The organism is Gemmatimonas aurantiaca T-27 (assembly GCF_000010305.1).
GTDB classification, from domain to species: domain Bacteria; phylum Gemmatimonadota; class Gemmatimonadetes; order Gemmatimonadales; family Gemmatimonadaceae; genus Gemmatimonas; species Gemmatimonas aurantiaca.
In genome coordinates this window covers 2306739-2330823 of record NC_012489.1, presented here as the reverse complement: position 1 = coordinate 2330823, position 24085 = coordinate 2306739, and the positions used below count along the sequence as shown (strand labels likewise).

The window sequence follows — 24085 nt, the reverse complement described above, 5'->3', positions numbered from 1 at the left end:
TGTCATGTCTTGCTACTGAGAAAATAACGAGTGTAGTGCTCCCCTTGCAAGAAACCCTGCAACGGGCCCGGAGATCCGCTCTCGAGATCCGTCAGCGGAGGGCACCCACCACGGCATCGGCGAGCCCCGTCCGGACCGCGCCGATCTTCCGGTTCTCCCGGGTCGGATTGACCCGGTTGGTCAGCAGCAGCACGAACAGGTTCTGACCCGGGTCCATCCAGATGGAGGTGCCCGTGAAGCCGGTGTGTCCAAATGCTGATGTGGACATCCGCTTGCCGGCGGAGTTGGTGCCGTTGGCGGTCTCCCACCCGAGCGCGCGATGCGACAGGGCCGGGTTCTGCACGCGCGTAAAGGCTACCACCGTGGCCGAGTCGAAGATGCGTTGGCCGTCGAGCTGACCGTAGTTGAGATACATGCGCGCAAAGCGACTCAGATCGCGGGCCGACGAAAAGAGTCCCGCGTGTCCGACGACACCACCCATCCGATGCGCATTTTCATCGTGCACCTCCCCACGCACCTTGCGGCCACGCCAGGGGTCTTGCTCAGTGGGGGCGATACGGGACAGCCAGGACGTTGGCGGCAGGTATCGCGTGTCCTGCATCCCCAGGGGCCCGAAAATGTGCGCCGCGTCGTATGCGTCGAGCGATTCACCACTCACACGGGCAACGAGTCGGCCGAGTAGCAGAAAGCCGATGTCCGAGTAGGTGTACCGCACACCCGGTGCGGTGTCGGGCGCCGTCGCGAACAGTTGCTGGAAGGCTTCGTCGGCCGTGGTCGCCTCTTTGTAGAACAGTCGACCGGCCTGCAGACCGCTGTTGTGCGAAAGCAGGTTGCGCACCGTGACCCGATTGGCTCCGCGGGCCGTCCATTCCGGCAGGTACCGCACCACGGGACTATCCAGCGCCACCCGGCCGGATCCCACGAGCTGCAGCATGGCGCTGGTGGTGCCAATCACCTTGGTGAGCGACGCCAGATCCCACACGGTGGTATTGCTGGGACGGGTGTTGTCGAGCACATCCAGGCGACCGGCCCCATATTCCGCGATGATCCCCTCGCGTGTCCCAACCACCGCGTAGGCACCCGGGAAAGCGCTGTCGGCGATGGCGCGATCGAGCACGGCGCGCACGCTGTCGGCCACCGCCCGGGCGACGGGAGCGGCGACCGCAGCCGGAGGCGCCAGGGGTGCGGCCGCGGCGCTGGACGTACCACCGGACATGCCGCCACTGGCGCAGCCGATCGCCAGCGCCGGACCGATGACCACCGGGGCCAGCAGCAGGCGCGAGCGGCGATGGGCGTCACGAAGTGCCGTCGGCTGCTTGAGAAAGCCGGGTTTGCATGCGTTCGTCAGGGAAGCGACCAGCGTGACCACTCGTGGACTGTTGCGGGTATGGGGGCGCAGTCGGTTCATGTGTTGGCCAGGGTGGGGAAGGCGCGACGGGCGCGCCACGGACCTTCGGAGAGGATGCGCGTGAAGGCGATCAAGACGCTGCTCGTGCTGTCGGCAGTACTGACCGGCATGACGTTGAATGGCTGTGCCGGTCGCGGTCCGCAGAATGATGGACCGTATCCCGGCGATGACGTGAATTCTCCGGAGGCGATGCGCGGCCGGATCATGGATCGTCGCGTCCGACCCGGCATTACCGTGCTGCTGGACGATAGCATCAAGCTGGTGGCCGGCAAGCGCGTCGCGCTGGTCACCAATCAGACCGGCGTGGACGAGCAGGGGCGTCGCAGCATCGATCTGCTGTTCAGTGATTCCCGGGCCCAGCGTGCCGGAATCAAGCTGGTGAAGCTCTTTGCGCCGGAACATGGCGCACGGGGCACCGAAGAGCGGGAACACCTGGCGGACGACCGGGATGAACGCACCGGGTTGCCTGTGTACTCCCTCTACAAGGAGACCACCGTCGGTCCGCCGGACAGTCTGCTGCAGGATGTCGACCTGTTGATCGTCGACCTGCAGGACATTGGCACCCGCACGTGGACGTACGTCGGTGTGATGCTCTACACGATGCAGGCCGGCGCGCGGCGCGGCATCCCGGTGGTGGTGCTCGATCGCCCCAATCCCCTCTCGGGAGCGGTCGCCGAAGGCGCGTTGCTCGACTCCACGATCGCCGATCCGTCTCCGCCAACACCTGGTGGCAAGACCAACGGCTTTGCGCTGTATCCGATGCCATTGCGGCACGGGCTCACCATGGGCGAGATGGCGCGGCTGTTTCAGGCCCAATTCAAGATGGGCACCCGGTTGAGTGTGGTGCCGGTGCGCAATCTGCGCCGGACCATGTGGTTCGATGACACCAAGCTTCCCTGGGTCCGGCCCTCACCCAATATCCCGAACCTCACGTCGGCGCTCATTTATCCCGCCCTCGTCCCGTTCGAGTCCAGCAACGTCTCGGTGGGTCGGGGCACCAATGAGGCCTTTCAGCGCTTTGGCGCCCCTTGGCTGCGCGCGGATTCGGTGGCCCGCTTGCTCGAGGATCTCTCCCTGACCGGGGTGCGCTTTCGGGCGGAGCGGTTCACGCCGTCCAAGCCGGGCGATGGCAAGTACGATGGCCGGGCCATTCCCGGCATTCGCATCGAGGTGACCGATCGGGAGCGCATTCAGCCGTCCCGGGTCGGAGCGGCGATCTTGTGGGCGTTGGCTCGGGTGCATCACGACTCGCTGCAGTTGCGGCCCGCCGCTTTTGACGAGCGTCTGGGCTCTGCCCGCGTTCGAGAAGCCCTGCTCGGCGGCGCGGATCCCGATGCGGTCCTCGATCGTGTCCTGCCCGCCGTCATTGCCTTCGAGAAGGACGCCAGGCGTTTCCATCTCTACCGTTGACCCCAAGGGGCCTCTAGCTTTCCACGGCTAGATATAAGACCGATCCCGTTCGTCCCCGGGACCGCCCCGTCAACGTCTGCCTGATGCAAGCACTCTGGAGCGCCATCGTTCGTGGCTACCTCGCCGTTATCGCCCCCGTGGCGGACTGGTTGGTAGCCAAACGTGTGCGCCCGAACACCATTACGACCATCGGCACGATCTGCACCTGCGTCGCAGGGGCGATCTTTGCCAAGGGACATATCAGCATCGGGGGTTGGTTTCTCGGGCTGACGGCCCTGTTCGATGTGCTCGATGGCACCGTGGCCCGGCGGACAGGAACGAGCTCCGTCTTCGGGGCCTTTTATGATTCGACGCTCGACCGGGTCGCCGATGGCTTTTTGCTGGGCGGTCTGGTCGTGTTTTACGCGACGCACCCCGTGCACCACAATCAGGGCATGGTGATCGTCGCGGTGTTGGCGCTCATCGCCACGTTCCTCACGTCCTACACCAATGCTCGAGCCGAAGGGCTCGGGTTCACCGCGCGCGTGGGCGTTTTGCAGCGTCCTGAGCGCATCACCCTGCTGGCGGCGCCCCAGGCCTTTTTTGGTCTGGCGTTCCACGGCTGGGTCCTTGCCGGTATCGTGTCGCTGTTGGCGGTGACCGCATGGATCACCTTCTTCCAGCGCATGGCCTACGTCCATCGCATTGCCAGCACGATGCCGGCTCCTACTTCTCCCGGAGAATAAACGCAGTGTCCGATACGACCCGCGGCAATCCCGCGACCATCGCCCCGGCGACGGGGAAGCTCGCCATCTTCACGCCGGGCCTCGGCGCCGTGGCGACGACGTTCATTGCCGGCGTCGAGCGCGTGCGCCGCGGCCTCTCGGCCCCTATCGGGTCGCTGACGCAGATGGCGACGGTCCGCCTCGGGAAGCGCACGGACAATCGCAGCCCGCTGATCAAGGACTTCGTACCGCTCGCGACGCTCAACGACATCGTCTTTGCGGCGTGGGATCCCATTCCGGATGACGCCTACACCGCCGCCGTGAAGGCCGGTGTGCTGACGAAGGAAGACCTCGAGCCGGTGGCCGATTTCCTGAAGGGCATCAAGCCGATGCCGGCCGTGTTCGAAAACAAGTACGTCACGCGGATCACGGGCGCGACCAACGTGAAGTCTGCCAAGACGAAGCGCGAACTCGCCGAACAGTTGCGGGCCGATATCCGCAACTTCATGAAGGCGAATGGCGCCGAGCGTGGCGCGATGGTCTGGACGGGCTCGACCGAGATCTTCATCAAGGCCGGCCCGCAGCACCAGACGATCGAAGCGTTCGAGAAGGCGATGGATGAGAACGACGAAGCGATCGCGCCGTCGATGCTCTACGCCTACGCCGCCATCATGGAAGGCATTGCGTACTGCAACGGCGCGCCCAATCTCTCGGCCGATTTCCCGGCACTCGTGGAGCTCGCCAACCAGAAGGGCGTCGTGGTGTCCGGTAAGGACTTCAAGACGGGCCAGACGTGGATGAAGACCGTCATCGCGCCGGGCATGAAGGCGCGCATGCTGGGTCTCGAAGGCTGGTACTCCACGAACATTCTTGGCAACCGCGACGGTGAAGTGCTCGACGATCCCGCGTCGTTCAAGACGAAGGAAGAGTCGAAGTTGTCGGTGCTGCACACGATCCTGCAGCCGGAGAAGTATCCCGAGCTGTACAAGGATTTCTCGCACGTCGTGCGCATCAACTACTACCCGCCGCGCGGCGACAACAAGGAAGGCTGGGACAACATCGACATCAAGGGGTGGCTCGGCTACCCGATGCAGATCAAGGTCAACTTCCTGTGCCGCGACTCCATTCTGGCGGCTCCGCTCGTGCTCGACCTCGCGCTGTTCTCGGACTTCGCGCAGCGTGCCGGCATGAAGGGCATTCAGGAATGGTTAAGCTTCTATTACAAGTCGCCGCAGGTCGCTCCGGGACTGCAGCCCGAGCATGATCTTTTCATCCAGCAGACGAAGTTGAAGAACACGCTCCGTCACCTCATGGGTGAGGAGCAGATCACCCACCTCGGGCTGGAATACTACCAATGATCTCCCTGCGCGCGCGTCGTCTTCGTCGCGCGGCCTTCGCCACCGCCGCCGGCCTCCTGTTGGCCGGTTGCGGACCGGCAGAGCCGCGTCGCAACGAACTCCGTCTGGTGACGGAGGATTTTGTGTTGCGGGTCTCTCCGGAGAGCCGACCGACGCGTGCGCTGGAACCGATCTATTGGCGGGTGGTGGTGCATGATGTGAAGACCGGCCTGCCGATTCAGGGCGGGCAGGGGCGCATCTTTGCGACCAACCAGGACCGCAAGACCGTCTCCAATGGTCTCGAGGAGACGGAGGAACTGGGCACTTATCGCAGTCACCTCATGTATGTGACGGCCGGGCTGTGGGCGATGGCCGTGCAGTTCCGACGGGATTCGACGCAAGTACTGCAGAAAACCGTGGACTGGACACAGGACATCCTCACGGCCGACGAGCCGGGCGACTTCACGACGCCCACGTCGGTTCGGGTGCCTACGCCTTCCCCCGCCGCGCCGGTTGATTCGGCGACCGGCACGGCCAAGCGGCCGCAACCCTAGAGGACGCCGTATGCGGCACTTTCATCGGACCTCGCTGACACCGGACGTGGTCCTGGAGTTGGCTGACCGTTACTTCGGAACGCTCGGTCTGGCGCGCGGCACCGCCGATGCGCGGACTCGCACCTTCTCTGGCACGCTTGGCACCATGGCGTTGTCGGTGAAGATGGAAGGCGGGCACTACACGTTCGTCGAGGTGCACACCGACCAGGTCGGTGAGAGCCGGATCGACAAGAATGTGAAGAAGTTTTTCAACGTGTTGCACCGCACGGCGGATCCGCGGCATCTCATCGAGGCCGGCTATTGAGCGCGCGCGGCATTTCCGCTGAGCGGCTGGCCGGCGGTCGAGCGCTGAGCGCCCCTTCCGCGTATTGCCGATGAGTTCCAAACCGTCGTCATCCCCTGCGCCGGCGACGCCGCTGCCCGAAGACCGGGTGGGGCGCAACATCGGTGTGGGGTGTTTTACGTTCTTCATCGGCGGGGTGAGCGGCGCGATGTCCGCAGTGGGCGTCGGCAAGCTCATCGGGTTTTTCAATCGCTGCACACCGTCGGCAGGGCTGCCGGCGTGTGAGTGGTGGGTGTTCGCGGGCTATGGTGCGGTGATCGGCGCGGTGACATTGCCGGTCCTCGCCTTGTGGCGTTTGCGGCGCGCAGATCGCGCCGCCGACGCGGCTACTACAGATCGAGGATGAACGAGTGGCTCGTGTAGACGTAATCATGCCGCAGATGGGCGAGTCCATCGCGGAGGGCACCGTATCACGCTGGCTCAAGAAGGTGGGCGACAGCGTGAAGCGTGATGAACCGATCTTCGAAATCTCCACCGACAAGGTCGACGCGGAGATTCCGTCTCCGTCGGCTGGTGTGCTGATGGAGATCTTGGTTGGTGACGGGCTCACCGTGGCCGTGAACACGGTCGTGGCCCGCTTGGAGACCGATGCGGCCGCTGCGGCGGCGGCGCCTGCTCCCAGTGCCCCAGCTCCGGCGGCGGTTGTGGCCGCACCGGCTGCGGCGCCTGTCGCCGCCACCAGCGCGCCCGCGCCGGCGGCCCCGAAGGCGCCGGCCGCGCCGTCCGGGTCGTTCGAAGAACGCGTGCGCACCAAGTCGTCGCCGCTCGTGCGGAAAATCGCTGCCGAACAGGGCGTGGAGATCGGCGCCTTGACCGGCAGTGGTATCGCCGGCCGGGTCACCCGCAAGGATCTCGACGCCTATCTCACGTCGCGTCCGGCTGGTAGTGCGGCTCCCGCCGCGGCGCCGGTATCGGTGTCGCATGCGCCGTCCGACTCGCATGGCCCTGCGGCCACGCCGTGGGCCGGTGACATCGTCGAACCGATGTCCAAGATCCGCAAGCTCACCTCGGAGCACATGTCGCTGGCCCGTCGGGTGGCGGCGCACGTGACCACGCTGTGGGAAGTGGATCTGACGCGTGTGGCGCGGGTGCGTGCTGCGGTGCGCAAGGACTTCGAAGCCCAGTCTGGCCAGAAGCTCACCTACCTGCCGTTCATCCTGCAGGCGGTCTGTCAGCAGCTCAAGCGCCACCCGATGATCAACACCGCGGTGTCGGGCGAAAACCTGATCTACCGCAAGCAGATCAACCTTGGCATCGCCGTTGCACTCGAGCCCACGGGCCTCATCGTGCCAGTGCTCAAGCACGCCGATGAACTCTCGCTGACCGGCCTCACGCGTGGTGTGAACGATCTCGCCGGCCGTGCGCGCAGCAAGAAGCTGAGCCCGACCGACGTGCAGGACGCCACGTTCACCATCAGCAACCCCGGCACGTTCGGCTCGCTGACGGGCACGCCGATCATTCCGGTTGGTACCACGGCGATCCTCTGCCTCGGTGCCATCGAGAAGCGCCCCAAGGTCATCACGGGCGCGGACGGCGAAGACACGATTGCCATCCGCACCTGCGCCTATTTCTCGCTATCCTTCGATCACAAGGTCATCGACGGCGCGGATGCGGATCGTTTCATGGGCGATATCAAGAAGGCCCTCGAATCGGTCACCGAAGCGGTCGTCTGAACCGGGGGCAGCTCCCCCGGGTATGAATCCGGGTCCCCAACGGAGCTGAACACAACATGCCACGCACGCTGTCGATGCAGGAACGCCGCGTCTCGGATGCGGAGCGTGCGGACTACCTCGCCGCGCTGTCGGCGCGCTCTGAGAGCGCGTCGGCAGCGCAGGCGCATTTTTGGGTCTTTGAACACGCCATGGAAGCCGGTCGCTTTCTCGAATTCACCGAAGCCGCTGACGCCGCCACACTGGCCCAGCTACTCGGTACCGGGAATGTGCCCGACCACTGGCGCGAAGTACGAGGAGGTTGAAGATGCCCACGCGTCAGATCCGGATCGACAGCCGTGATTGGCACGTCTATCCATCGGGGTTTCTCACGCAGTCTGTCGGTGATGAGTTCGGACTCATCTTCGTGACCGGCAAGGGGAACGATCGCGAGGTGCGTGTCACGCGCTACACGCCGGAACGCACCCGCGCCCGCGAACAGTCGCTGGCGGAGCTCGGCGAAGCGCAGCTCAAGGCGCTGTTTCGCCAGTCGCAGTCGAGCGCCCGCGCGCCCGAAGCTGGCTATCGTCCGTGACCCCAGTCGTGATATCGGTCGTAGCCCAGCAACAGGAACATCAGGCAGGACACACGGCGTCGACGCCAGCGTTTGTCGATCTGCAGGTGCACACCACGGCGTCTGATGGGGCGCTGGCACCGGCCGTGGTGGTGCAGGCCGCGCATGATGCGCAACTGGCGGCCATTGCCATCACGGATCACGACACCGTCGATGGTCTCGATGAAGCCACCGCCGCCGGCGAAGCACTCGGCGTGCGCATCGTGCCCGGTGTCGAACTGAGCACCCACTTCGAAAACGAAGAGCTACATCTGCTGGGGCTGCACATCGCCAACCGCGATGCCATTCGCAGTGCGCTCCGGGAGTTGCAGGCGCAGCGCGTCGTGCGCGCGGAACGCATTGTGGCGGTGCTCAACGCCCACGGCATGCCGATCACGATGGACGCCGTCCTGCGCGAAGCGGGAGACGGTGCGGTGGGGCGTCCGCATGTCGCCCGCGCCATGCTGGCCGGTGGTTGGGTGCGCGAGTTCCGCGAGGCCTTCGACAAGTGGATCGGCTTTGGCCGGCCGGCGTACATGGCGAAGGATCGTTTCGATGTGGCGGATGCCATCGCGCTGGTGCATCGGGCCGGCGGCATCGCCGTATGGGCGCACCCCGGTGAACAGGCCACGCAGCCCCGCATCCGCAAGCTGATGGACGTTGGACTCGACGGGGTGGAGGTGTTGCACCCCAGTCATCCACCGTACCTGGTGCAGCGGCTCTTCGATCATGTGTCGCAGTTGGGTGTGTTGCCCAGTGGTGGATCGGATTGGCATGGCACCACCGACGGCCCTCGCAAGCTGGGCGGGCAACTGGTGCCCAAGGCGTGGCTCAGCATGCAGGAAGCCCGCATTGCGTCCAGACTCACGGCGGTCTGACCCATGAACGTCGCGCGTCGCACGGCATTGGTGACTGGCGGCGCACGACGTGTGGGAGCGGCCATTGTGCGCGGCATGGCATCGCGCGGCTACGATGTGTTGGTGCATCATGGGCAATCGCCGGAAGCCGCGGCGAGCCTGGCCGCGCAGCTCATGCAGGAGTACGGCGTGCGGGTCGAGATCGTGCAGGGGGATTTGCGCGAGCCCGACGCACCGGCGCGCATCGTGGAAGCGGCGCGGGGGCATTTTGGTGCGCTCGATGTCGTCGTGAGTTCGGCGTCGGTGATGGAGTTCGTCGCATTCGATGCGGTGACGCCAGCACAATGGGCGCATACCGAAGCGGTGAACCTGCGCGCCCCGTTTTTTCTCATGCAGGCCGCGGCGCCGCTGCTGCGTGATGGCGGTGTGATCGTGCAGATGTCGGATCATCTCGCGTTCGAAACGCTGTACCCCGACCTCATTCCGCATCAGGTCACCAAGGCCGCGGTGACTACACTGGTCAGCACGATGGCCGCCGCGCTTGCCCCGCGCATTCGCGTGAATGCCGTCGCACCAGGACTGGTACTCGCACCCGATCACATGAGCGACGCGGCCTTGCAGCGCTTTCTCGCCGATGTACCGTTGGCCCGCAGTGGCACACCCGATGATGTGGTGCACGCCATTCACTATCTGGTGGACGCCACCTACGTCACGGGCGAAGTGCTGCGTGTCGACGGCGGACGCCACCTGCGGCGCTGAGCCGGACGAGCGCGACGATGCCGCGTGGGGATTCACCGCTCGTCTTCGGCCGCATCATCGTGATCGGTGGTGGCTGTTACGGTAGCTGGTACACGCAGCAGATCGGCCGCGCGCACGCGCGTGGTGCGCTGCAGGTGCACGAGGTGGTGGTGGTGGATCGGAATGCGGATTGCACCGTAGCGACGCGCATGCACGAAGGCGCTTACGGCGAGCTCCCCGTGCGACTGCGGGTGGCCGCATGGGACGACTTCCTCGACGAATGGCTCGACGAAGGACCAACAGCGCTTCGTCAGGATGCCATGGTCCCGTCACCGCTCATGCCACACGTGTGCCTCGACTGGCTCATGCGGCGCGCGGCTGCCCGCTGGCCAGGACGCGGCATGCGCGTTGATCCGCTCGATGTGGATCCCGAAACACCATGGCAGCGGGCAGCGCCGGATGGGCGGCACTACGTGTCCTTTGCCACCTGGATGTGTCCGGTCAATTGCATCGAACCGGCCAGTTGTCCGGCGATCAAGGCACCCCGCGACTGGAGCATGCCCGTGGCCATCGGTCGGATCCCCACCGTGGCTAGCGCTGTTCCGGGCGAACCGCGCCGGCCGACGCTTCGCGGAGCAGTTAGTTTTCACTGCGTACATCGCACGTACGGCGTCGGGATGATCGATGCCGCCGCGATCGCCGAGGCCGATGTGCGTGTGAGTGCGTGGGGCGGGGAAGGCCCGTGCCGCGTACTCGTCGGCACCATGTCCCATTGTCACGGCGCGCTCGGCGTACTGGCCCTCGACTGAACGCGCGATTCCTTCTTTTTGCAGCCATGACCGATACGCGCACCGAAAATCTCGTCATCATCGGCAGCGGCCCGGCCGCCTGGACGGCCGCCATCTACGCTGCCCGCGCCAATCTCAATCCGCTGGTGTTCGAAGGGGAACCGGTCGGTACTGAGCTGCCAGGTGGACAGCTCATGCTCACCACCGACATCGAAAACTTTCCGGGATTTCCCGAAGCCGTGAGCGGTCCGGAGCTGATGGATCGCATCAAGGCGCAGGCGGTGCACCATGGAGCGCGCGTCGTTTCCGAGCTGGTCAAGTCGGTCGACTTCTCGCAGCGCCCGTTCCGCATCACGCCGAACTATGCCGAGCCGCTTACGGCACACACCGTGATCGTGGCCACGGGCGCCGCTGCCAAGTGGATCGGACTGGAGAGCGAAATGCGTCTCGCGCAGTCCGGCGGCGGTGTGTCGGCGTGTGCGGTATGTGATGGTGCCATGCCGTTCTATCGGCAGAAGCGACTGATCGTGGTGGGAGGTGGAGATACCGCTATGGAAGAGGCCATGTATCTCACCAAGTTCGCGAGTGAAGTGGTGATCGTGCATCGCCGCGACAGCTTCCGTGCGTCCAAGGTCATGGCGAATCGGGTGCTCACGCATCCCAAGGTGCGTGTGATCTGGAACAGCCGTGTCACCGAGGTGGTGGGCAGCGATTTCATCACCGGTGTGCGTCTCGAAGACGTCAGCACCGGCGCGACCAGTGAACTCGAAGCGGGTGGTCTGTTCGTGGCCATCGGGCACACACCCAACACCCGTTTCCTGAACGGTCAGTTGGAGACCACCGAGCACGGGTACATCAAGGTGGCGCCGTGGCGCACCGCGACGACCGTGGATGGGGTGTTTGCCGCCGGTGACGTGATCGATGACTACTACCGCCAGGCGATCACGTCGGCCGGTACCGGATGCATGGCAGCATTGGAGGCGGAGCGCTGGTTGGCGCATCACGGAATCGGTGAGTCGCCGGTATTGGAAACGGGCGAGTCGACGATCAGCACCGCACCTGGTGGGCACTCGGCATGAGTGCGGTGCCGTCAGGCTCTGACACGTTGAAGGTGCAGCAGCTCACGGTGGGGCCACTGGAGGAGAACTGCTGGTTGTTGGCGGATCCCGCGAGTGGCAAGGCCGTGCTGGTCGATCCAGGCGACGAGGTCGAGCGATTGCTTGCCGCCGTGGATGCGACGGGTTGTACGCTGGAGGCGATCTGGCTTACGCACGCCCACTTCGATCACGTCGGCGCGGTGGCGCCGCTGCTGCGGGAGCGCCCCGTGCCGGTGTGGCTGCACCCGCTGGACCTGCCGCTCTACGGGAATGCTGCGACCAGTGCGGCTCGCTGGGGTATCAGCATCGAGACGCCCACGGGAGCCACCGAACCGCTGGCCGAAGGTTCGGTTGTTTCGCTGGGGCGGTTCCAGTTCGAGGTGTGGCATGTGCCTGGGCATGCGCCGGGACATGTGGCATTCCTGGGACATGGGCTGTGTATCTCCGGCGATCTGGTCTTTGCCGGGTCTATCGGGCGCACGGATCTGCCGTTGTGTGATCCCCGGGCGATGCAGGCGTCACTGATGCGCATCACCACGCTCGATGACGGAACTCGGGTATTGCCGGGTCATGGTGTTACTACCACGATCGGGCAGGAACGTCTGTCCAATCCCTTCCTGCGCGGGGCCGCCAGGCCCATCGGGGCCTGACTGCGGTCGCATCAGGGTTCCGCGCTCTTTTCTCGGATTTGTCATGCGCCCCTCGATCATACGATTTCCCTCGGCTCTGACGGCTGCGCTCCTTGGCGCAGTGGCGTCTGTGAGCGGCTGCAATTCGCTCACCGACAGTTCCGTGGGCAACGACCGGTTCGGCGCCATCAGTATCTCGGCCCGCAATCTGAGCGCCACGCAGGGAAGAGCTTCGGCGACGATGGTCGTGTTCGATGCGTCGTCGGTGTCGATTCCCAACAGTCTGCTGCAGCAGTCGGATCAGTGTGTGTACGCGAGTGTGGATACCACCACGACGACGGTCCGCGGACAATTCCGCGCCGGGGAGTCGGTGGCCCTGGCCGTGGGGACGCAGAGCCTCTCGCTGCCTTTCAACACCACCTTGCAGCGATATGCCACGCCCGAGGCCACGCCGTTCACGTATACGCGCGGTGAAGAAGCACTGATCACCATTCCGGGAGAGGGCAGCTCGTTCCCGGCCTCCACCATCAGCGTCAAGCTGGCGGAGCCCATCATCCCCGAGCCGGTGCCGGCGCTGGTGGCGGGACAGGTGCTGCCGATTCGCTGGAATGGCACGAGCGACTCCACGTCCGCCATCATTCTTTCGCTGCGGTATGCCAATGCCAACACGTCGGTGACCGAGCAGATCTACTGCGCGCTGCGCGACGATGGCACGGTCGACATTCCTGCCAATGGTGTCGCGGTGTTGATGGCCAGCCCGGCCAGTCGTCGGTCGATGGTGCTGACGCGGTGGCGCACGAACGAGAAGGTGCTCAACAACACCACCCTGCTGCACATCGTTTCCACGATCGACACCACGCTCTCCATTCCCTGAGCGCTGCGCCACGTGCGCGGTGCTCGGGAGGCCGACATGACCACGAGAATCGAGAAGGACCCACTCGGCGAGCTCGCCGTACCGTCCGATGCGCTGTACGGCGTGCAGACGCTGCGTGCGGTACAGAACTTCGCCATCAGCGGACTGCGGCCGCTCGAGCCTTTCGTTGTCGCGCAGGTGTGGATCAAGAAGGCCGCCGCGCTGACGCACCGGGAAACCGGACGGCTCGATGCCGAGCGCGCGAACGCCATCGTGGCGGCGGCCGACGAAGTGCTGGCCGGCCAGCATCGCGAGCAATTTGTGGTCGATCCGTATCAGGCGGGCGCCGGCACGTCGCACAACATGAACGTCAACGAAGTACTGGCCAATCGCGCGAATGAACTGCTTGGCAGTGCGCGTGGACGGTATGCGCCGGTGCATCCGAATGACCATGTGAACATGGCGCAGAGCACCAACGACACGATTCCCACCAATATCCGGCTGGCCATCCTGCGCCAGCTTCCGGGACTGTCGGACGCGGTGCAGGGGCTTGAAGAAGCCCTCAGCGAACGGGCGTCGGTGTTCGATCACATCGTGAAGGCCGGACGCACCCACCTGCAGGACGCGATGCCGATTCGGCTGGGGCAGGAATTTGCCGCGTACGCCGGATCGCTGGCACGGTGTCGCAGGCGTCTTCACGAGGCCGCGGACTATCTCAACGATCTCGGCATCGGTGGGTCGGCCGTCGGCACGGGCGTCACGGTGGAGCCGGCCTATCCTGCTCTCATGGTGCAGCACCTACGGGGCATCAGTGGCATTGCCTCACTGCGGGAGGGGCAGGATCGCATCCAGCTCATGCAAAGCATGGGAGACGCCGCGGCGTTCAGTGGCGCACTGCGCGGGCTCGCCATCGAGCTGTCCAAGATCGTCAGTGACTTGCGGCTGATGGTCTCCGGACCGCGCACAGGGCTCGACGAGATCGTCTTGCCGGCAGTGCAGCCAGGTTCGAGCATCATGCCCGGGAAGATCAATCCCTCCATCCCGGAGATGGTGAACCAGGTGTGTTTCCAGGTGATCGGGTGCGACACCACCGTCACCATGGCTGCGGAACATGGACAGCTCGAATTGAACGTCATGATGCCGGTGATTGCGCACAACGTGCTGCTGTCCATGCAGATCCTCACCAATGCCATGAACACGCTCACCGAGCGCTGTGTGCGGGGCATCGAGGCGCATGAAGCGATGTGTCAATACTGGGTGGAGCGTTCCGCGGCGCTGGCCACCGCCCTCATGCCGCAAATCGGGTATGCTGCTGCGGCCGAGCTCGCCAAGCGCTCGGTGAAAGAAGGGGTGTTGATCCGCGATCTGGTGCGGCGGGAAGGGGTCTTGCCGGCCGATCAAGTGGACGAAGTCCTGAACCTGCGCCGCATGACCGAGATCGGCGTGCCGAGTGGAAAACACGGATCGGTGGCGGCAGGCTGAGGGCGCGGAACCCCGGCGATGCCTTGTTTCAAGGGCCCCCGAGGCCTAGACTCGACATATGCGGATTACAACGTGGGCCGAGTATGGGCTGATCTGCGCCTTGCATCTGGCGCGCCGTGGAGAGACGGGACCAGTCACTGGACGCGATGTGGCCACTCGCGAGCGACTGCCGGGCGATTACGTCGAGCAGATCCTGCTCCGGATGCGTCGCGCAGGGATCGTGAACAGCACGCGTGGTGCGCGAGGCGGCTATATGCTGGCTCGCAAGCCCAGCGAGATCTCGGTGCGTGATGTCATTCAGGCATCCGAACTCACGACGTTCGACCTCCACTGTGTGAGCCATCCCGTGGACGCCGGTCGGTGCTCGGAGTCGGAGAACTGCAGCATCCGTCCAGTCTGGATGCTGTTGCAACAGCGGATCGACGAAGTGCTGGAAGGCGTGAAGCTGAGTGATCTGCTCGCCGACGAGTCCGTGGTGCGGGATCGTGTCGGGGTGCCGCATTACGTGGCCCCGTCGATCCCCGGTGGATTGCCCATCCTGCAGCCCTGACACGCGCGATGGGGTTCTGGAGTGATTGGCAGGCGGCCCGTGACCGCCGCCGTCGTGTGGCGATTTACCTGAGCCACGTCCTCCGTGACCCGGATCCGGCGCACCTGCGCTGGCTGAGTGAGTTGACCGGTGAGGCCTCCCGCGCGGGGCGGGAGCTGGCCTTTGTGCGTCGAGCGGTGGGACTGATTGTCGCCGATCGGGACGCACTCGATGACCGCACGGCGGCCGATGTGGCGCACCAGCTTGCGCCGATGATCGCCAGTGAAGCCCGGCAGAACGCGGAGGCCGGCCGGGAGTGGAATGCCCGGTGGCGCGCCTATACCGCCGCTCTGGCCGTGCGCGGCAGCACCGACGTGCCGGCAGCCCGGCTGGCGCGGGTGTTGCTCGAGGGGGCAGGAGCATCCAACCCGTCGTTTGACGACCTGCAGCGCGCGACCGAGGTGGTGCATCAACATCGCGGTGGCCTCAATGAGGCACTCCGGGCCGCCTTTGGCGACGCCGCGCTTCCGGAGGATGTCCGGCCCTCGGCGCTGAGGCACTAGGCGCGGACCGGCAGACGGCGAACGGGGTAAACGACAAACGGGCCATGGATGCGTTAGCACCATGGCCCGTTTGTCGAATCTCAACTACCGAACTCCATACTCGCTCAGCACGAGCAGGAGACGCGAGGTGCCGAAGGCCGGACTCGAACCGGCACGTCCTTGCGGACACTGCGCCCTGAACGCAGCGCGTCTACCAATTCCACCACTCCGGCAGATCCGCACCCGATGTGGCTAGGGAGCGGCAGGGCGAGAAGAATGGCCAGCCGCGGCGCGGAAGTCAACGCCGTAAATCGTGATCCTCACACCTTGACCGCCTTCACAGCGCTCCAGCGATTACGTTACCACGCGTATGGCAACCAAGGACACCGACGAACAGAACGAGCTGATTGCGCGGAACAAGCGTGCGCGACACGACTACGAGATTCTCGAGACGTGGGAAGCGGGCATCGTGCTGACCGGCACCGAAGTGAAGGCCCTGCGTGATGGACGCGCGAACCTGACCGATGCCTTCGGGATCGTGAAGGACAGCGAGGTTTTTCTGCTGAACCTGCATATCGGTGCCTATGGCCAGGGCAACATGTTCAACCATGAGCCCACCCGCACGCGGAAGCTGTTGCTGCATCGGCGCGAAATTCGTCGACTCATTGGCGCGGTCGAGCGACAGGGGCTCACCCTCGTGCCACTGGACCTGTACTTCAAGGACGGTCGCGTGAAGACTCGCATCGCCCTCGCGCGTGGCAAGCAATTGCATGATCGGCGCGAGGACATCAAGCGCCGCGACGCCGATCGTGAGATCGCCCGCGCCCTGCGGCACCGCTGACGATGCTGGTATCGCTGACCTCCCTCGCGCTGCTCCTGCAGGTCGCCGGCCCGTCGGCCCCAGCGACCCCTGCGCAGGCCCTCACGGTACGCGTGGGGGATCGGGTGCGTACGGTGAGCACCGTCCGGCACCCGGAGGGAGGTATCGCCGTCCGAGCGGACGCTCTGGCCGAGGCCCTTGGTGGTCAGGTGGTGAGCCAACGCGCGTCGGCACGCTATCGCTTCGAAGTGGGCACGACCGGACTCGATCTGGAAGCGGGTAGCACGTTGGCCATCGTCGCGGGGGACACGCTGCCGCTGACCGGACGGGTGTATCGTCTGGGAACGGCGTTGTATGTGCCCCTGACCTTGGCCGTGGACGTGCTGCCGCGCATCGGCGCGGGGGTGATGTTCGATGCCGACAAGGGGGAGTTGCGGCGGTTTGCTGCGGTGGTCGCGGCACGAGCGCGCACCGAACCCGCACCAGCCCGTGCGACGCCCACTCGGCAGCAACCTCCCGCCAGTACGGCGGCCAGTACGGCGGCCAGTACCGCCGGCAGCGCACCAGCACCGAATGCGCCGCCCTCGCCGCGGGTGACCACCACCTCGCCCGGTGGTGGCGCGCGGCAGCACGTCGTCGTGGTCGACGCCGGACACGGTGGACCCGACAATGGCATGTCCGGCCCTATCGGTGCGCCGCGCAAGATCTACGAGAAGAACATCACGCTGGCCGTGTCCAAGCAGCTCGCCAAGGCGCTCGAGCAGCGGAATGTCAAAGTGGTCATGACACGCACCACGGACACGCTCATCTCCCTCGGCGATCGTGGGCGCATCGCGAATCAGGCGAAGGGTGATGTGTTCGCGTCCATTCACGTCAATGCCGCCAATCCCCGCTGGAAGAATCCCGGCGGGGCCCGCGGATACGAGACGTACTTTCTCGCCGAGGCCAAGACGGAGGACGAGCGCCGCGTGGCCGCCATGGAAAACGAATCCATCCGATTCGAGACCACGGCCGATGCGAGCCGGGATGATCCACTGGGATTCATCATCCGGGACATGGCCCAGAACGAACACCTCCGGGAATCGGGTCGCCTCGCGCAGTTGGTGCAGGGCGGCCTCAAGGCGGTGCATCCGGGCGTCAACCGCGGAGTGAAGCAGGCGGGGTTCGTCGTGCTCGTCACCGCCTTCATGCCGGCGGTCCTGGTCGAGATTGGCTTTGGCAGTAATCCCAACGACTCGGCCTACATGACCAGTCCCGAAAAGCAGGCCGAGATGGCGGCCTCACTGGCCGACGCGATCGTGCGCTACCTGGCTGAATACGAACGCAAAGTGAGCACCCCGTGACGAGCACCCTGCAAGCCAGTGTGGTGAGTGCCACGCCACCGGATGCCCGATCTGCGGCGCCCCTGACCAGCGGTGGCCCCAAGCCCGGCAGCGTCTCCGTGGCCGGCCTGGCGTTCCGGAACCCCGTGGTGCTGGCGTCGGGAACGGCCGGATTTGGGCAGGAGCTCGAGGATGTGCTCGATCTGTCGGCGGTGGGTGGTATTTCCACCAAGGCGGTGAGCGTGGCCCCGAGGCCCGGCAATCCGGCGCTGCGGGTGAGCGAGTTTGCGGGCGGCATGATGAACGCGATCGGGTTGGCCAACCCCGGACTCGAGTCCGTGCGTCGCGACTATTTGCCGTGGCTCCCCGCTCATCATCCGGGCACCCGGGTGTTCGTGAACGTCGTGGGCAACAGCATCGAGGATTTTGCCACCGTGGTGCGTGGCCTCGATGACGTGCCGGGCGTGGATGCGTTTGAGCTGAACGTGAGCTGCCCGAATGTGAAGGCAGGGGGGCTGGAGTTTGGTGCGGATCCACAGGCGCTGCATGCGTTGGTGTCCGCGGCCCGCGGCGCCACCAAGCGGCCGATTTTTGTGAAGCTTTCGCCCACGCTGGGCGCGGCCATCGCCGACACCGCCCGGGTGGCGGTGGACGCTGGCGCGACCGGGCTGACGCTCGTGAATACCATGCCGGGCACCGTCATCGACACCGACCGCCGCCGCCCCAAGCTGAGCTTTGGCAGTGGTGGGGTCAGTGGTCCGGCCTTGCTGCCGGTGGGATTGCTGGCCACCTGGCGGGTCAGTCGCGCACTGCCGACGGTGCCGTTGATCGGGCTCGGTGGGATCAGTACCGGCGACGACGCGCTGCAATACCTGATGGCCGGTGCGTCGCTGGTGGGCGTCGGGACGGCCGCGTTGCGCGATCCGCGCGCACCAGAACGCATTGTGCGACAGCTCCAGCGGTGGTGCGACCGCGAAGGGGTACGCGACATCACGACCTTGATCGGAACTCTGCAGTGGCCCTCGTGACAGCCGAAAGCTCTTCTTCGACCTCCGCGCGATCTCAGACGGTCATTCCGATCGTGGCGCTGGATGTGCCGGATCGGATGGGCGCCGAAGCCGTGGTGCACCAGTTGGGAGACGCGTGCGGCTTCTACAAGGTGGGACTCGAGCTGTTCGCCGCCGAGGGGCCGGCGATCGTGGCCTGGCTCCGCGCACAGGGCAAGGAGGTCTTCGTCGATCTCAAGCTGCACGACATTCCCAATACGGTCCGGGGGGCAGCGCGAAGTGTGGCCCGCCATGGCGCGTCCTTGCTCACGATTCACGCCAGTGGTGGCGCGGAGATGATCGCGGCGGCGGTCGCGGGGGCGCAGGAGGGTGCGCCGGACGGCCGGTGCGGTATTCTGGGCGTGACGGTGCTGACCAGCACCGACAGCCACGGTCTCGCTGCGGCCTGGGGCCGGACGGCCCCGGTGGATGTGCAGGAGGAAGTACTGCGACTGGCGGGCACGGTGGCCGAGCAGGGCGGGGCTGGCATCGTGTGCTCGGGTCACGAGGCTGCGGCGGTCCGGAGCGCCCATGGTGACCGGCTGGGGCTGCTCATCCCCGGCATTCGGCTCCCAGGCGGCGACGCCCACGATCAGCGCCGCGTGATGACACCCGCGGCAGCGGCGGAGGCCGGTGCGCGCTGGCTCATCCTGGGTCGGGCGGTGACCGGGGCGGCGGATCCGGTGTCGGCGATGGGTCAGGTCCACGCCAGTTTACGGTAGTCCGGCACCCTTGCGAGGCGGGGTTAACTCCGCTAAGCTGCGGGTCTTGCCTCGTTTTGGGCTTTTTGCGTCCATACCAAGGTGAGATTTCCTCGGCCAATCCGCTGGCCACTTTTGCTTCGCCTGTGCGCGGAATCGGTTTCGTAAGGAGCGTTTGTCGCTCCGTGAGAAACGATGCTTCAGGGGCGATGAACAAGCATGGGGAGTCCGGCCGGCCGCCGATTCGGTGGTGCGGGAGACTTCCATCGGCGCATGAGCGCCGAGGTGACCCGTGAAAGTTCGCAGCAGCGTGAAGCCGATCTGTGAGCACTGCAAGGTCGTGAAGCGACAGGGCGTGACTCGCATCATCTGCAAGCGCAACCCGAAGCACAAGCAGCGTCAGGGCTGAGGGGAAGCGCACATATGGCACGTATCGCTGGTGTTGATCTCCCGCGTGAGAAGAAGGTGGAGATCGGCCTGACTTATATCTTCGGGATCGGCCGCAAGACGGCCCAGAAGATCCTCGAAGCCTCCGGTGTGTCGAGCGCGCAGCGCGTTCGCGACCTGAACGACAACGACCTGAACAAGCTCCGTCAGGAAATTGAGCGCAATCATCGCGTCGAGGGTGCCCTGCGCACCGAAGTTGCGATGAACATCAAGCGCCTGATGGACATCGGTTCGTATCGTGGGACGCGTCATCGCCGCGGCCTCCCCGTGCGCGGGCAGCGCACGCACACCAACGCGCGCACCAAGAAGGGGCCGCGCCGCGCTATCGCGGGCAAGAAGAAGGTGACCAAGTAAGCCATGGCTACCGCGAAGAAGACCAAGCGCGTCGTCGAGGCGGAAGGCATCGCCCACGTCAGCGCCACGTTCAACAACACGACCATCACGATCACCGACATGCATGGCAACGCGGTGTCGTGGGGATCGGCCGGCAAGGCCGGTTTCAAGGGGTCCAAGAAGTCCACGCCGTTCGCCGCCACGGTGGCGTCCGAGCAGTGCGCGCGCGAAGCGCTCACGCTCGGCGTGCGCCGCGTGCATGTGCGCGTGCAGGGACCGGGCTCCGGTCGTGAATCGGCCATCCAGGCGCTCGCCGCCGCAGGGCTCACCGTGAAGTCCATCCGTGACGTCACGCCGATCCCGCACAACGGCTGCCGTCCCCCCAAGCGTCGGAGGGTCTGACCATGGCACGCTATACCGGACCCAGCTGCCGTCAGTGTCGCCGCGAAGGCGCCAAGCTTTTCCTCAAGGGCACCAAGTGCTTCACGGAAAAGTGCGCCATCGATCGTCGCCCGTATGCGCCCGGCCAGCATGGCCAGGCCACGGCCCGCCGCAAGAAGATGTCGGAATACGCCAAGCAGTTGCGCGAGAAGCAGAAGATCAAGCGCATCTATGGCGTGTCCGAGAAGCAGTTCCGCAACACGTTCGACAAGGTCGCCACGCAGGCCGGTATCACCGGTCACAACCTGGTGGCCGCGCTCGAAACGCGCCTCGATAACGTGGTGTTCCGCATGGGTTTCGCGCCGAGCCGCAAGGCCGCGCGTCAGCTCATCCGCCACCGCCACATCGAAGTGAAGGGTCGCCAGCTCGACATCCCGTCGTACGCGGTGCGCCCGGGCGAAGAAGTGCGCGTCAAGCAGTCCTCGCGTGAGCTCGTGCTCGTGCAGGGTGCGATGGAGCAGGCGTCGCGTGGTGCGTCGCTCTCGTGGATCGCGGTCGACAAGGAGTCGTTCTCCGGTCGCGTGCTCGAGAAGCCGCAGCGTCAGGCGGTACCGCTCGCCGCGCAGGAACAGCTCGTCGTCGAACTGTACTCGAAGTAAGCAGGGTCGGGGCCCGAACCCCTCTACGGGGCTGCCGCGCGTTCGGGGCGGGGCAGCGCGTCGCTGGTGCACTGATGCTGTGCACCAGCGTGACCTCAATCTCACGATATCATGGCAACGATCGATCTTTCAGGGCTTGTCCGCCCGCAGCTTGTCGAAGCGACCAAGCGCGAGGACAGTCCCAATCTGGCCGAATTCCGTCTGCAGCCGCTCGAACGCGGCTTCGGACACACGCTGGGCAACGCGATGCGCCGACTGCTCCTGTCGTCGCTGCGTGGCTCCGCCGTGTGGGCGTTCCGTATCGATGGCGTGGTGCATGAGCACCAGACCATCGGCGGCGTCGTGGAAGACGTGCACCAGATCATCGGCAACCTGAAGACGCTGACGCTCGCGCTGCCCGATGAAGTGGAGCAGACCGTGCTCCGCATCAGCAAGTCCGGCCCGGGTACCGTCACCGCCGCAGACATCATCGCGACGGGCGGTGTGCGGATCATCGATCCGTCACATCACATCTTCACGATCACCGGCGAGCGCGATTTCAACATCGAGCTCTACGTGAACAAGGGTCGTGGATACATCGAGAGCGACCAGCACCCCGCCGACAAGAACCTTTCGGTCGACGTGGTCCGTATCGATGCCATCTACAGCCCGGTCCGTCGTGTCAACTTCACCGTCGCGGAAACTCGCGTCGGACAGCGGACCGACTACGACCGCCTGACGCTTACCGTCGAAACCAACGGCACGATGTCGCCCGAGGAAGCGGTGAGCTACGCCGCCGCGCTGGCCCAGACCCACTTCCAGTACTTCGTGGGCTTTGGTTCCTCCGCGTCCGCGCAGCCCGGTACGGCCGGTGACGGCGCCAACAGCGACGCCATCCGTCTCGCCGAGTTGTTCCGTACCCCGATCGACGATCTCGAACTCTCGGTTCGTTCGGTCAACTCCCTGAAAAACTCCAACATCCGCTCGCTCGGCGATCTGGTTCGCCAGACCGAGGCGCAAATCCTTCAGGTCAAGAACTTCGGTAAGAAGTCCTTGCAGGAAATCGCCGCGCTGCTCGAGAAGGAAGGGCTCAATTTTGGTATGCGCTACGAAGAGAGTGCGGATGGTGTCCGCATCCTCGACATGGGCACCCCGCCCAGCCGCGCTGCCGAAAATGCGCCCGACGAAGACGACGACGAGGATTGATCTCCCATGCGCCATCGTAAGGCCAACCGCCAGCTCCGGCGGACCAGTGAGCAGCGCCTCGCGCTGCTCCGCAATCTCGCGACCTCGCTCATCGAGCAGGGAGCGATCGAGACGACCGAGGCCAAGGCCAAGGAGCTCCGCCCGTTCGTCGAGAAGCTTATCACCAAGGCCCGCACCGGCACGCTCCATGCGCGTCGGCTCGCTGGCAAGCATGTCCACAAGCGTGAAGCAGCAGACAAGCTCTTTCAGGAGCTTGGCCCTGCGTTCGCAACACGCCCGGGCGGCTACACGCGCATTCTCAAGACCGGCCACCGCAAGGGTGACGGTGCAGAGATGGCGCGGATCGAACTGATCCTCAGCTGAGAACGACACCCATGGCTATCAATCGCAATCGCTGCTACCACTGCGACAAGGGTGTTGCGTTCGGCAACAACGTCTCGCACGCGAACAACAAGACCCGCCGCACCTGGAAGCCGAACCTCCAGGTCGTGCGTACGCTCGAAGCGGGCAAGATCATCAAGGTCAAGGTGTGCACCCGCTGCCTCGCGGCAGGCAAGGTGCAGCGCGCGCCGCGCGGCCAGGTCGCCGTCGCCTGATTCTTGTGGTCCGGTGTACAAGCGGGGAGCTCGCGCGTTGCGATGCTCCCCGTTTTGCCTATCTGCCCCTTTCCTGACCCACACCGCTCTCACCGCGTGAAGACTGCGCTCATTACCGGTATCACCGGACAGGATGGCTCCTACCTCGCTGAGCTGTTGCTCGCGAAGGGATATCGTGTCGTTGGCGTGGTACGTCGCTCGTCGACCACCCCGTACGAACGCATCGCGCACCTCGTCGATCGTATCGAACTCGCGTCTGCCGACCTGCTCGACCAGACGTCGCTGACCGACGTCGTGCAGGCCACCCGCCCCGACGAGATCTACAATCTCGCGGCCCAGAGTTTTGTGCAGACCTCGTGGAATCAGCCCGTGCTGACCGGCGAGTTCACCGCGCTGGGCGTGACCCGCATGCTGGAAGCGCTGCGCAAGGCGGCGCCGGAAGCGCGCTTCTACCAGGCCAGTTCGAGCGAGCAGTTTGGCAAGGTGGTGGAAACACCGCAGCGCGAGAGCACGCCGTTTTATCCCCGTTCGCCGTATGGCGTGGCCAAGGTGTACGCACACTGGATCACGGTGAACTATCGCGAGAGCTTCAACCTCTTCGCGGTGTCCGGCATCCTGTTCAATCACGAGTCGCCGCGACGTGGCCTCGAGTTTGTCACGCGCAAAATCTCCGACGGGGTGGCGCGCATCAAGCTCGGTCTGCAGCGCGAACTGCGTCTTGGTAATCTCGACGCCCGTCGTGATTGGGGCTTTGCCGGCGACTATGTCGACGCGATGTGGCGCATGCTGCAGCAGGATGCGCCCGATGATTTTGTCATCGGCACCGGAGAGACCTACTCCGTGCGCGACTTCTGCGATGCGGCCTTCGGCGCCGTCGGGCTCGACTATCGTGAGTTCGTGGTGCAGGACGAGCGCTTCTTCCGTCCTGCGGAAGTGGACCTGCTCGTCGCCGATCCCACCAAGGCCCGTGAACAGTTGGGCTGGACACCGCAGGTCGCATTTCCAGAGCTGGTGCGCATGATGGTGGAGGCGGATCTGGCGCGGTACGCCTCGGCGCGGTGA

At 65.2% G+C, this 24085-nt stretch carries 31 protein-coding genes and 1 tRNA gene; 30 read left to right on the top strand and 2 right to left on the bottom strand.

Going from position 1 to position 24085, the window contains the following annotated elements; all coding sequences use genetic code 11:
• Positions 1-91: 91 nt before the first annotated feature.
• Positions 92-1408, bottom strand: coding sequence for a serine hydrolase domain-containing protein (locus GAU_RS10260; protein WP_052574366.1), 1317 nt, complete (start codon positions 1406-1408; stop codon positions 92-94).
• A gap of 60 nt (positions 1409-1468) precedes the next feature.
• Here GAU_RS10260 and GAU_RS10255 point away from each other — a divergent pair, with 60 nt between their 5' ends.
• The 18 genes from GAU_RS10255 (at position 1469) to GAU_RS10170 (ending at position 15554) form a co-directional block, all read left to right on the top strand.
• A complete protein-coding gene (locus GAU_RS10255) occupies positions 1469-2818 on the top strand; it encodes an exo-beta-N-acetylmuramidase NamZ family protein (RefSeq protein WP_169307652.1) in 1350 nt (449 codons plus the stop codon).
• Positions 2819-2901: 83 nt separating this feature from the next.
• Positions 2902-3543: a CDP-alcohol phosphatidyltransferase family protein gene (locus GAU_RS10250; RefSeq protein WP_012683487.1), complete on the top strand. Its 642-nt coding sequence runs from the start codon at positions 2902-2904 to the stop codon at positions 3541-3543.
• Positions 3544-3548: 5 nt separating this feature from the next.
• Positions 3549-4880 (top strand): inositol-3-phosphate synthase, encoded by a 1332-nt coding sequence (locus tag GAU_RS10245; protein ID WP_012683486.1) that lies wholly within the window; start codon positions 3549-3551, stop codon positions 4878-4880.
• Positions 4877-5413 (top strand): hypothetical protein, encoded by a 537-nt coding sequence (locus GAU_RS10240; RefSeq protein WP_012683485.1) that lies wholly within the window; start codon positions 4877-4879, stop codon positions 5411-5413. Before GAU_RS10245 ends, GAU_RS10240 begins: the two co-directional genes overlap by 4 nt.
• Before the next feature lie 10 nt (positions 5414-5423).
• Positions 5424-5717 (top strand): hypothetical protein, encoded by a 294-nt coding sequence (locus tag GAU_RS10235; RefSeq protein WP_012683484.1) that lies wholly within the window; start codon positions 5424-5426, stop codon positions 5715-5717.
• Between the two features lie 70 nt (positions 5718-5787).
• Positions 5788-6102, top strand: a complete 315-nt coding sequence (locus tag GAU_RS10230; protein WP_012683483.1) for a hypothetical protein — start codon at positions 5788-5790, stop codon at positions 6100-6102.
• A gap of 25 nt (positions 6103-6127) precedes the next feature.
• Positions 6128-7429 carry a dihydrolipoamide acetyltransferase family protein gene (locus GAU_RS10225; RefSeq protein ID WP_041265439.1) on the top strand — a complete coding sequence of 434 codons (1302 nt, stop codon included), beginning with the start codon at positions 6128-6130 and terminating at the stop codon, positions 7427-7429.
• A gap of 56 nt (positions 7430-7485) precedes the next feature.
• Positions 7486-7731, top strand: a complete 246-nt coding sequence (locus tag GAU_RS10220; RefSeq protein ID WP_012683481.1) for a hypothetical protein — start codon at positions 7486-7488, stop codon at positions 7729-7731.
• 2 nt (positions 7732-7733) lie between these two features.
• Positions 7734-8000 (top strand): hypothetical protein, encoded by a 267-nt coding sequence (locus tag GAU_RS10215; protein ID WP_012683480.1) that lies wholly within the window; start codon positions 7734-7736, stop codon positions 7998-8000.
• A gap of 8 nt (positions 8001-8008) precedes the next feature.
• The gene (locus GAU_RS10210) at positions 8009-8896 is read left to right on the top strand and encodes a PHP domain-containing protein (protein ID WP_052574364.1); all 888 of its coding nucleotides are present in this window, start codon (positions 8009-8011) and stop codon (positions 8894-8896) included.
• Positions 8897-8899: 3 nt separating this feature from the next.
• On the top strand, positions 8900-9634 hold the full coding sequence (locus tag GAU_RS10205; protein WP_012683478.1) for an SDR family oxidoreductase: 735 nt from the start codon (positions 8900-8902) through the stop codon (positions 9632-9634).
• A 17-nt stretch (positions 9635-9651) separates the two neighbouring features.
• The gene (locus GAU_RS10200; RefSeq protein WP_012683477.1) at positions 9652-10422 is read left to right on the top strand and encodes a hypothetical protein; all 771 of its coding nucleotides are present in this window, start codon (positions 9652-9654) and stop codon (positions 10420-10422) included.
• A 26-nt stretch (positions 10423-10448) separates the two neighbouring features.
• Entirely contained in the window at positions 10449-11480 is a 1032-nt protein-coding gene (gene trxB, locus GAU_RS10195) for a thioredoxin-disulfide reductase (RefSeq protein WP_012683476.1), read from the top strand.
• Between the two features lie 5 nt (positions 11481-11485).
• Positions 11486-12148, top strand: a complete 663-nt coding sequence (locus GAU_RS10190; protein ID WP_012683475.1) for an MBL fold metallo-hydrolase — start codon at positions 11486-11488, stop codon at positions 12146-12148.
• Between the two features lie 43 nt (positions 12149-12191).
• A complete protein-coding gene (locus GAU_RS10185) occupies positions 12192-13001 on the top strand; it encodes a hypothetical protein (protein ID WP_156798981.1) in 810 nt (269 codons plus the stop codon).
• A 36-nt stretch (positions 13002-13037) separates the two neighbouring features.
• A complete protein-coding gene (locus GAU_RS10180) occupies positions 13038-14462 on the top strand; it encodes an aspartate ammonia-lyase (protein WP_012683473.1) in 1425 nt (474 codons plus the stop codon).
• Positions 14463-14520: 58 nt separating this feature from the next.
• Positions 14521-15012 (top strand): RrF2 family transcriptional regulator, encoded by a 492-nt coding sequence (locus GAU_RS10175; RefSeq protein ID WP_012683472.1) that lies wholly within the window; start codon positions 14521-14523, stop codon positions 15010-15012.
• 8 nt (positions 15013-15020) lie between these two features.
• A complete protein-coding gene (locus tag GAU_RS10170) occupies positions 15021-15554 on the top strand; it encodes a hypothetical protein (RefSeq protein WP_012683471.1) in 534 nt (177 codons plus the stop codon).
• A 128-nt stretch (positions 15555-15682) separates the two neighbouring features.
• On the opposite strand, the gene GAU_RS10165 is transcribed toward GAU_RS10170, so the two are convergent.
• Positions 15683-15766: transfer RNA gene (locus tag GAU_RS10165), tRNA-Leu, on the bottom strand.
• Between the two features lie 137 nt (positions 15767-15903).
• Here GAU_RS10165 and smpB point away from each other — a divergent pair.
• The 12 genes from smpB to gmd all read left to right on the top strand — a co-directional run bounded on the left by smpB (position 15904) and on the right by gmd (position 24085).
• On the top strand, positions 15904-16374 hold the full coding sequence (smpB, locus tag GAU_RS10160; protein WP_012683470.1) for an SsrA-binding protein SmpB: 471 nt from the start codon (positions 15904-15906) through the stop codon (positions 16372-16374).
• Between the two features lie 2 nt (positions 16375-16376).
• A complete protein-coding gene (locus GAU_RS20785) occupies positions 16377-17696 on the top strand; it encodes an N-acetylmuramoyl-L-alanine amidase family protein (RefSeq protein WP_012683469.1) in 1320 nt (439 codons plus the stop codon).
• Positions 17693-18703, top strand: a complete 1011-nt coding sequence (locus GAU_RS10150) for a dihydroorotate dehydrogenase (RefSeq protein ID WP_052574363.1) — start codon at positions 17693-17695, stop codon at positions 18701-18703. The genes GAU_RS20785 and GAU_RS10150 overlap by 4 nt, the downstream gene beginning before the upstream one ends.
• Entirely contained in the window at positions 18700-19443 is a 744-nt protein-coding gene (pyrF, locus tag GAU_RS10145) for an orotidine-5'-phosphate decarboxylase (protein WP_012683467.1), read from the top strand. Before GAU_RS10150 ends, pyrF begins: the two co-directional genes overlap by 4 nt.
• A 271-nt stretch (positions 19444-19714) precedes the next feature.
• Positions 19715-19831, top strand: a complete 117-nt coding sequence (rpmJ, locus tag GAU_RS21850; protein WP_012683466.1) for a 50S ribosomal protein L36 — start codon at positions 19715-19717, stop codon at positions 19829-19831.
• Positions 19832-19845: 14 nt separating this feature from the next.
• Positions 19846-20223: a 30S ribosomal protein S13 gene (rpsM, locus tag GAU_RS10140; protein ID WP_012683465.1), complete on the top strand. Its 378-nt coding sequence runs from the start codon at positions 19846-19848 to the stop codon at positions 20221-20223.
• A 3-nt stretch (positions 20224-20226) separates the two neighbouring features.
• Positions 20227-20604, top strand: coding sequence for a 30S ribosomal protein S11 (rpsK, locus tag GAU_RS10135; RefSeq protein WP_012683464.1), 378 nt, complete (start codon positions 20227-20229; stop codon positions 20602-20604).
• Between the two features lie 2 nt (positions 20605-20606).
• Positions 20607-21242: a 30S ribosomal protein S4 gene (rpsD, locus tag GAU_RS10130; protein ID WP_012683463.1), complete on the top strand. Its 636-nt coding sequence runs from the start codon at positions 20607-20609 to the stop codon at positions 21240-21242.
• 111 nt (positions 21243-21353) lie between these two features.
• Positions 21354-22427: a DNA-directed RNA polymerase subunit alpha gene (locus GAU_RS10125; RefSeq protein ID WP_012683462.1), complete on the top strand. Its 1074-nt coding sequence runs from the start codon at positions 21354-21356 to the stop codon at positions 22425-22427.
• 6 nt (positions 22428-22433) lie between these two features.
• Complete coding sequence (gene rplQ, locus GAU_RS10120; RefSeq protein WP_012683461.1) at positions 22434-22790, top strand: 50S ribosomal protein L17; 357 nt, start codon at positions 22434-22436, stop codon at positions 22788-22790.
• Positions 22791-22801: 11 nt separating this feature from the next.
• Positions 22802-23023 (top strand): 50S ribosomal protein L28, encoded by a 222-nt coding sequence (gene rpmB / locus GAU_RS10115; protein ID WP_012683460.1) that lies wholly within the window; start codon positions 22802-22804, stop codon positions 23021-23023.
• Positions 23024-23119: 96 nt separating this feature from the next.
• The gene (gene gmd, locus GAU_RS10110) at positions 23120-24085 is read left to right on the top strand and encodes a GDP-mannose 4,6-dehydratase (RefSeq protein ID WP_012683459.1); all 966 of its coding nucleotides are present in this window, start codon (positions 23120-23122) and stop codon (positions 24083-24085) included.

Bases quoted from the DNA above. Each gene is read 5' to 3' on its own strand.
- GAU_RS10260 (WP_052574366.1), bottom strand. From the start codon at position 1,408: ATGAACCGACTGCGCCCCCATACCCGCAACAGTCCACGAGTGGTCACG.
- GAU_RS10250 (WP_012683487.1), top strand. From the start codon at position 2,902: ATGCAAGCACTCTGGAGCGCCATCGTTCGTGGCTACCTCGCCGTTATC.
- GAU_RS10240 (WP_012683485.1), top strand. From the start codon at position 4,877: ATGATCTCCCTGCGCGCGCGTCGTCTTCGTCGCGCGGCCTTCGCCACC.
- GAU_RS10235 (WP_012683484.1), top strand. From the start codon at position 5,424: ATGCGGCACTTTCATCGGACCTCGCTGACACCGGACGTGGTCCTGGAG.
- GAU_RS10230 (WP_012683483.1), top strand. From the start codon at position 5,788: ATGAGTTCCAAACCGTCGTCATCCCCTGCGCCGGCGACGCCGCTGCCC.
- GAU_RS10225 (WP_041265439.1), top strand. From the start codon at position 6,128: ATGCCGCAGATGGGCGAGTCCATCGCGGAGGGCACCGTATCACGCTGG.
- GAU_RS10220 (WP_012683481.1), top strand. From the start codon at position 7,486: ATGCCACGCACGCTGTCGATGCAGGAACGCCGCGTCTCGGATGCGGAG.
- GAU_RS10215 (WP_012683480.1), top strand. From the start codon at position 7,734: ATGCCCACGCGTCAGATCCGGATCGACAGCCGTGATTGGCACGTCTAT.
- GAU_RS10205 (WP_012683478.1), top strand. From the start codon at position 8,900: ATGAACGTCGCGCGTCGCACGGCATTGGTGACTGGCGGCGCACGACGT.
- GAU_RS10200 (WP_012683477.1), top strand. From the start codon at position 9,652: ATGCCGCGTGGGGATTCACCGCTCGTCTTCGGCCGCATCATCGTGATC.
- trxB (WP_012683476.1), top strand. From the start codon at position 10,449: ATGACCGATACGCGCACCGAAAATCTCGTCATCATCGGCAGCGGCCCG.
- GAU_RS10185 (WP_156798981.1), top strand. From the start codon at position 12,192: ATGCGCCCCTCGATCATACGATTTCCCTCGGCTCTGACGGCTGCGCTC.
- GAU_RS10180 (WP_012683473.1), top strand. From the start codon at position 13,038: ATGACCACGAGAATCGAGAAGGACCCACTCGGCGAGCTCGCCGTACCG.
- GAU_RS10175 (WP_012683472.1), top strand. From the start codon at position 14,521: ATGCGGATTACAACGTGGGCCGAGTATGGGCTGATCTGCGCCTTGCAT.
- GAU_RS10170 (WP_012683471.1), top strand. From the start codon at position 15,021: ATGGGGTTCTGGAGTGATTGGCAGGCGGCCCGTGACCGCCGCCGTCGT.
- smpB (WP_012683470.1), top strand. From the start codon at position 15,904: ATGGCAACCAAGGACACCGACGAACAGAACGAGCTGATTGCGCGGAAC.
- GAU_RS20785 (WP_012683469.1), top strand. From the start codon at position 16,377: ATGCTGGTATCGCTGACCTCCCTCGCGCTGCTCCTGCAGGTCGCCGGC.
- rpsM (WP_012683465.1), top strand. From the start codon at position 19,846: ATGGCACGTATCGCTGGTGTTGATCTCCCGCGTGAGAAGAAGGTGGAG.
- rpsK (WP_012683464.1), top strand. From the start codon at position 20,227: ATGGCTACCGCGAAGAAGACCAAGCGCGTCGTCGAGGCGGAAGGCATC.
- rpsD (WP_012683463.1), top strand. From the start codon at position 20,607: ATGGCACGCTATACCGGACCCAGCTGCCGTCAGTGTCGCCGCGAAGGC.
- GAU_RS10125 (WP_012683462.1), top strand. From the start codon at position 21,354: ATGGCAACGATCGATCTTTCAGGGCTTGTCCGCCCGCAGCTTGTCGAA.
- rplQ (WP_012683461.1), top strand. From the start codon at position 22,434: ATGCGCCATCGTAAGGCCAACCGCCAGCTCCGGCGGACCAGTGAGCAG.
- rpmB (WP_012683460.1), top strand. From the start codon at position 22,802: ATGGCTATCAATCGCAATCGCTGCTACCACTGCGACAAGGGTGTTGCG.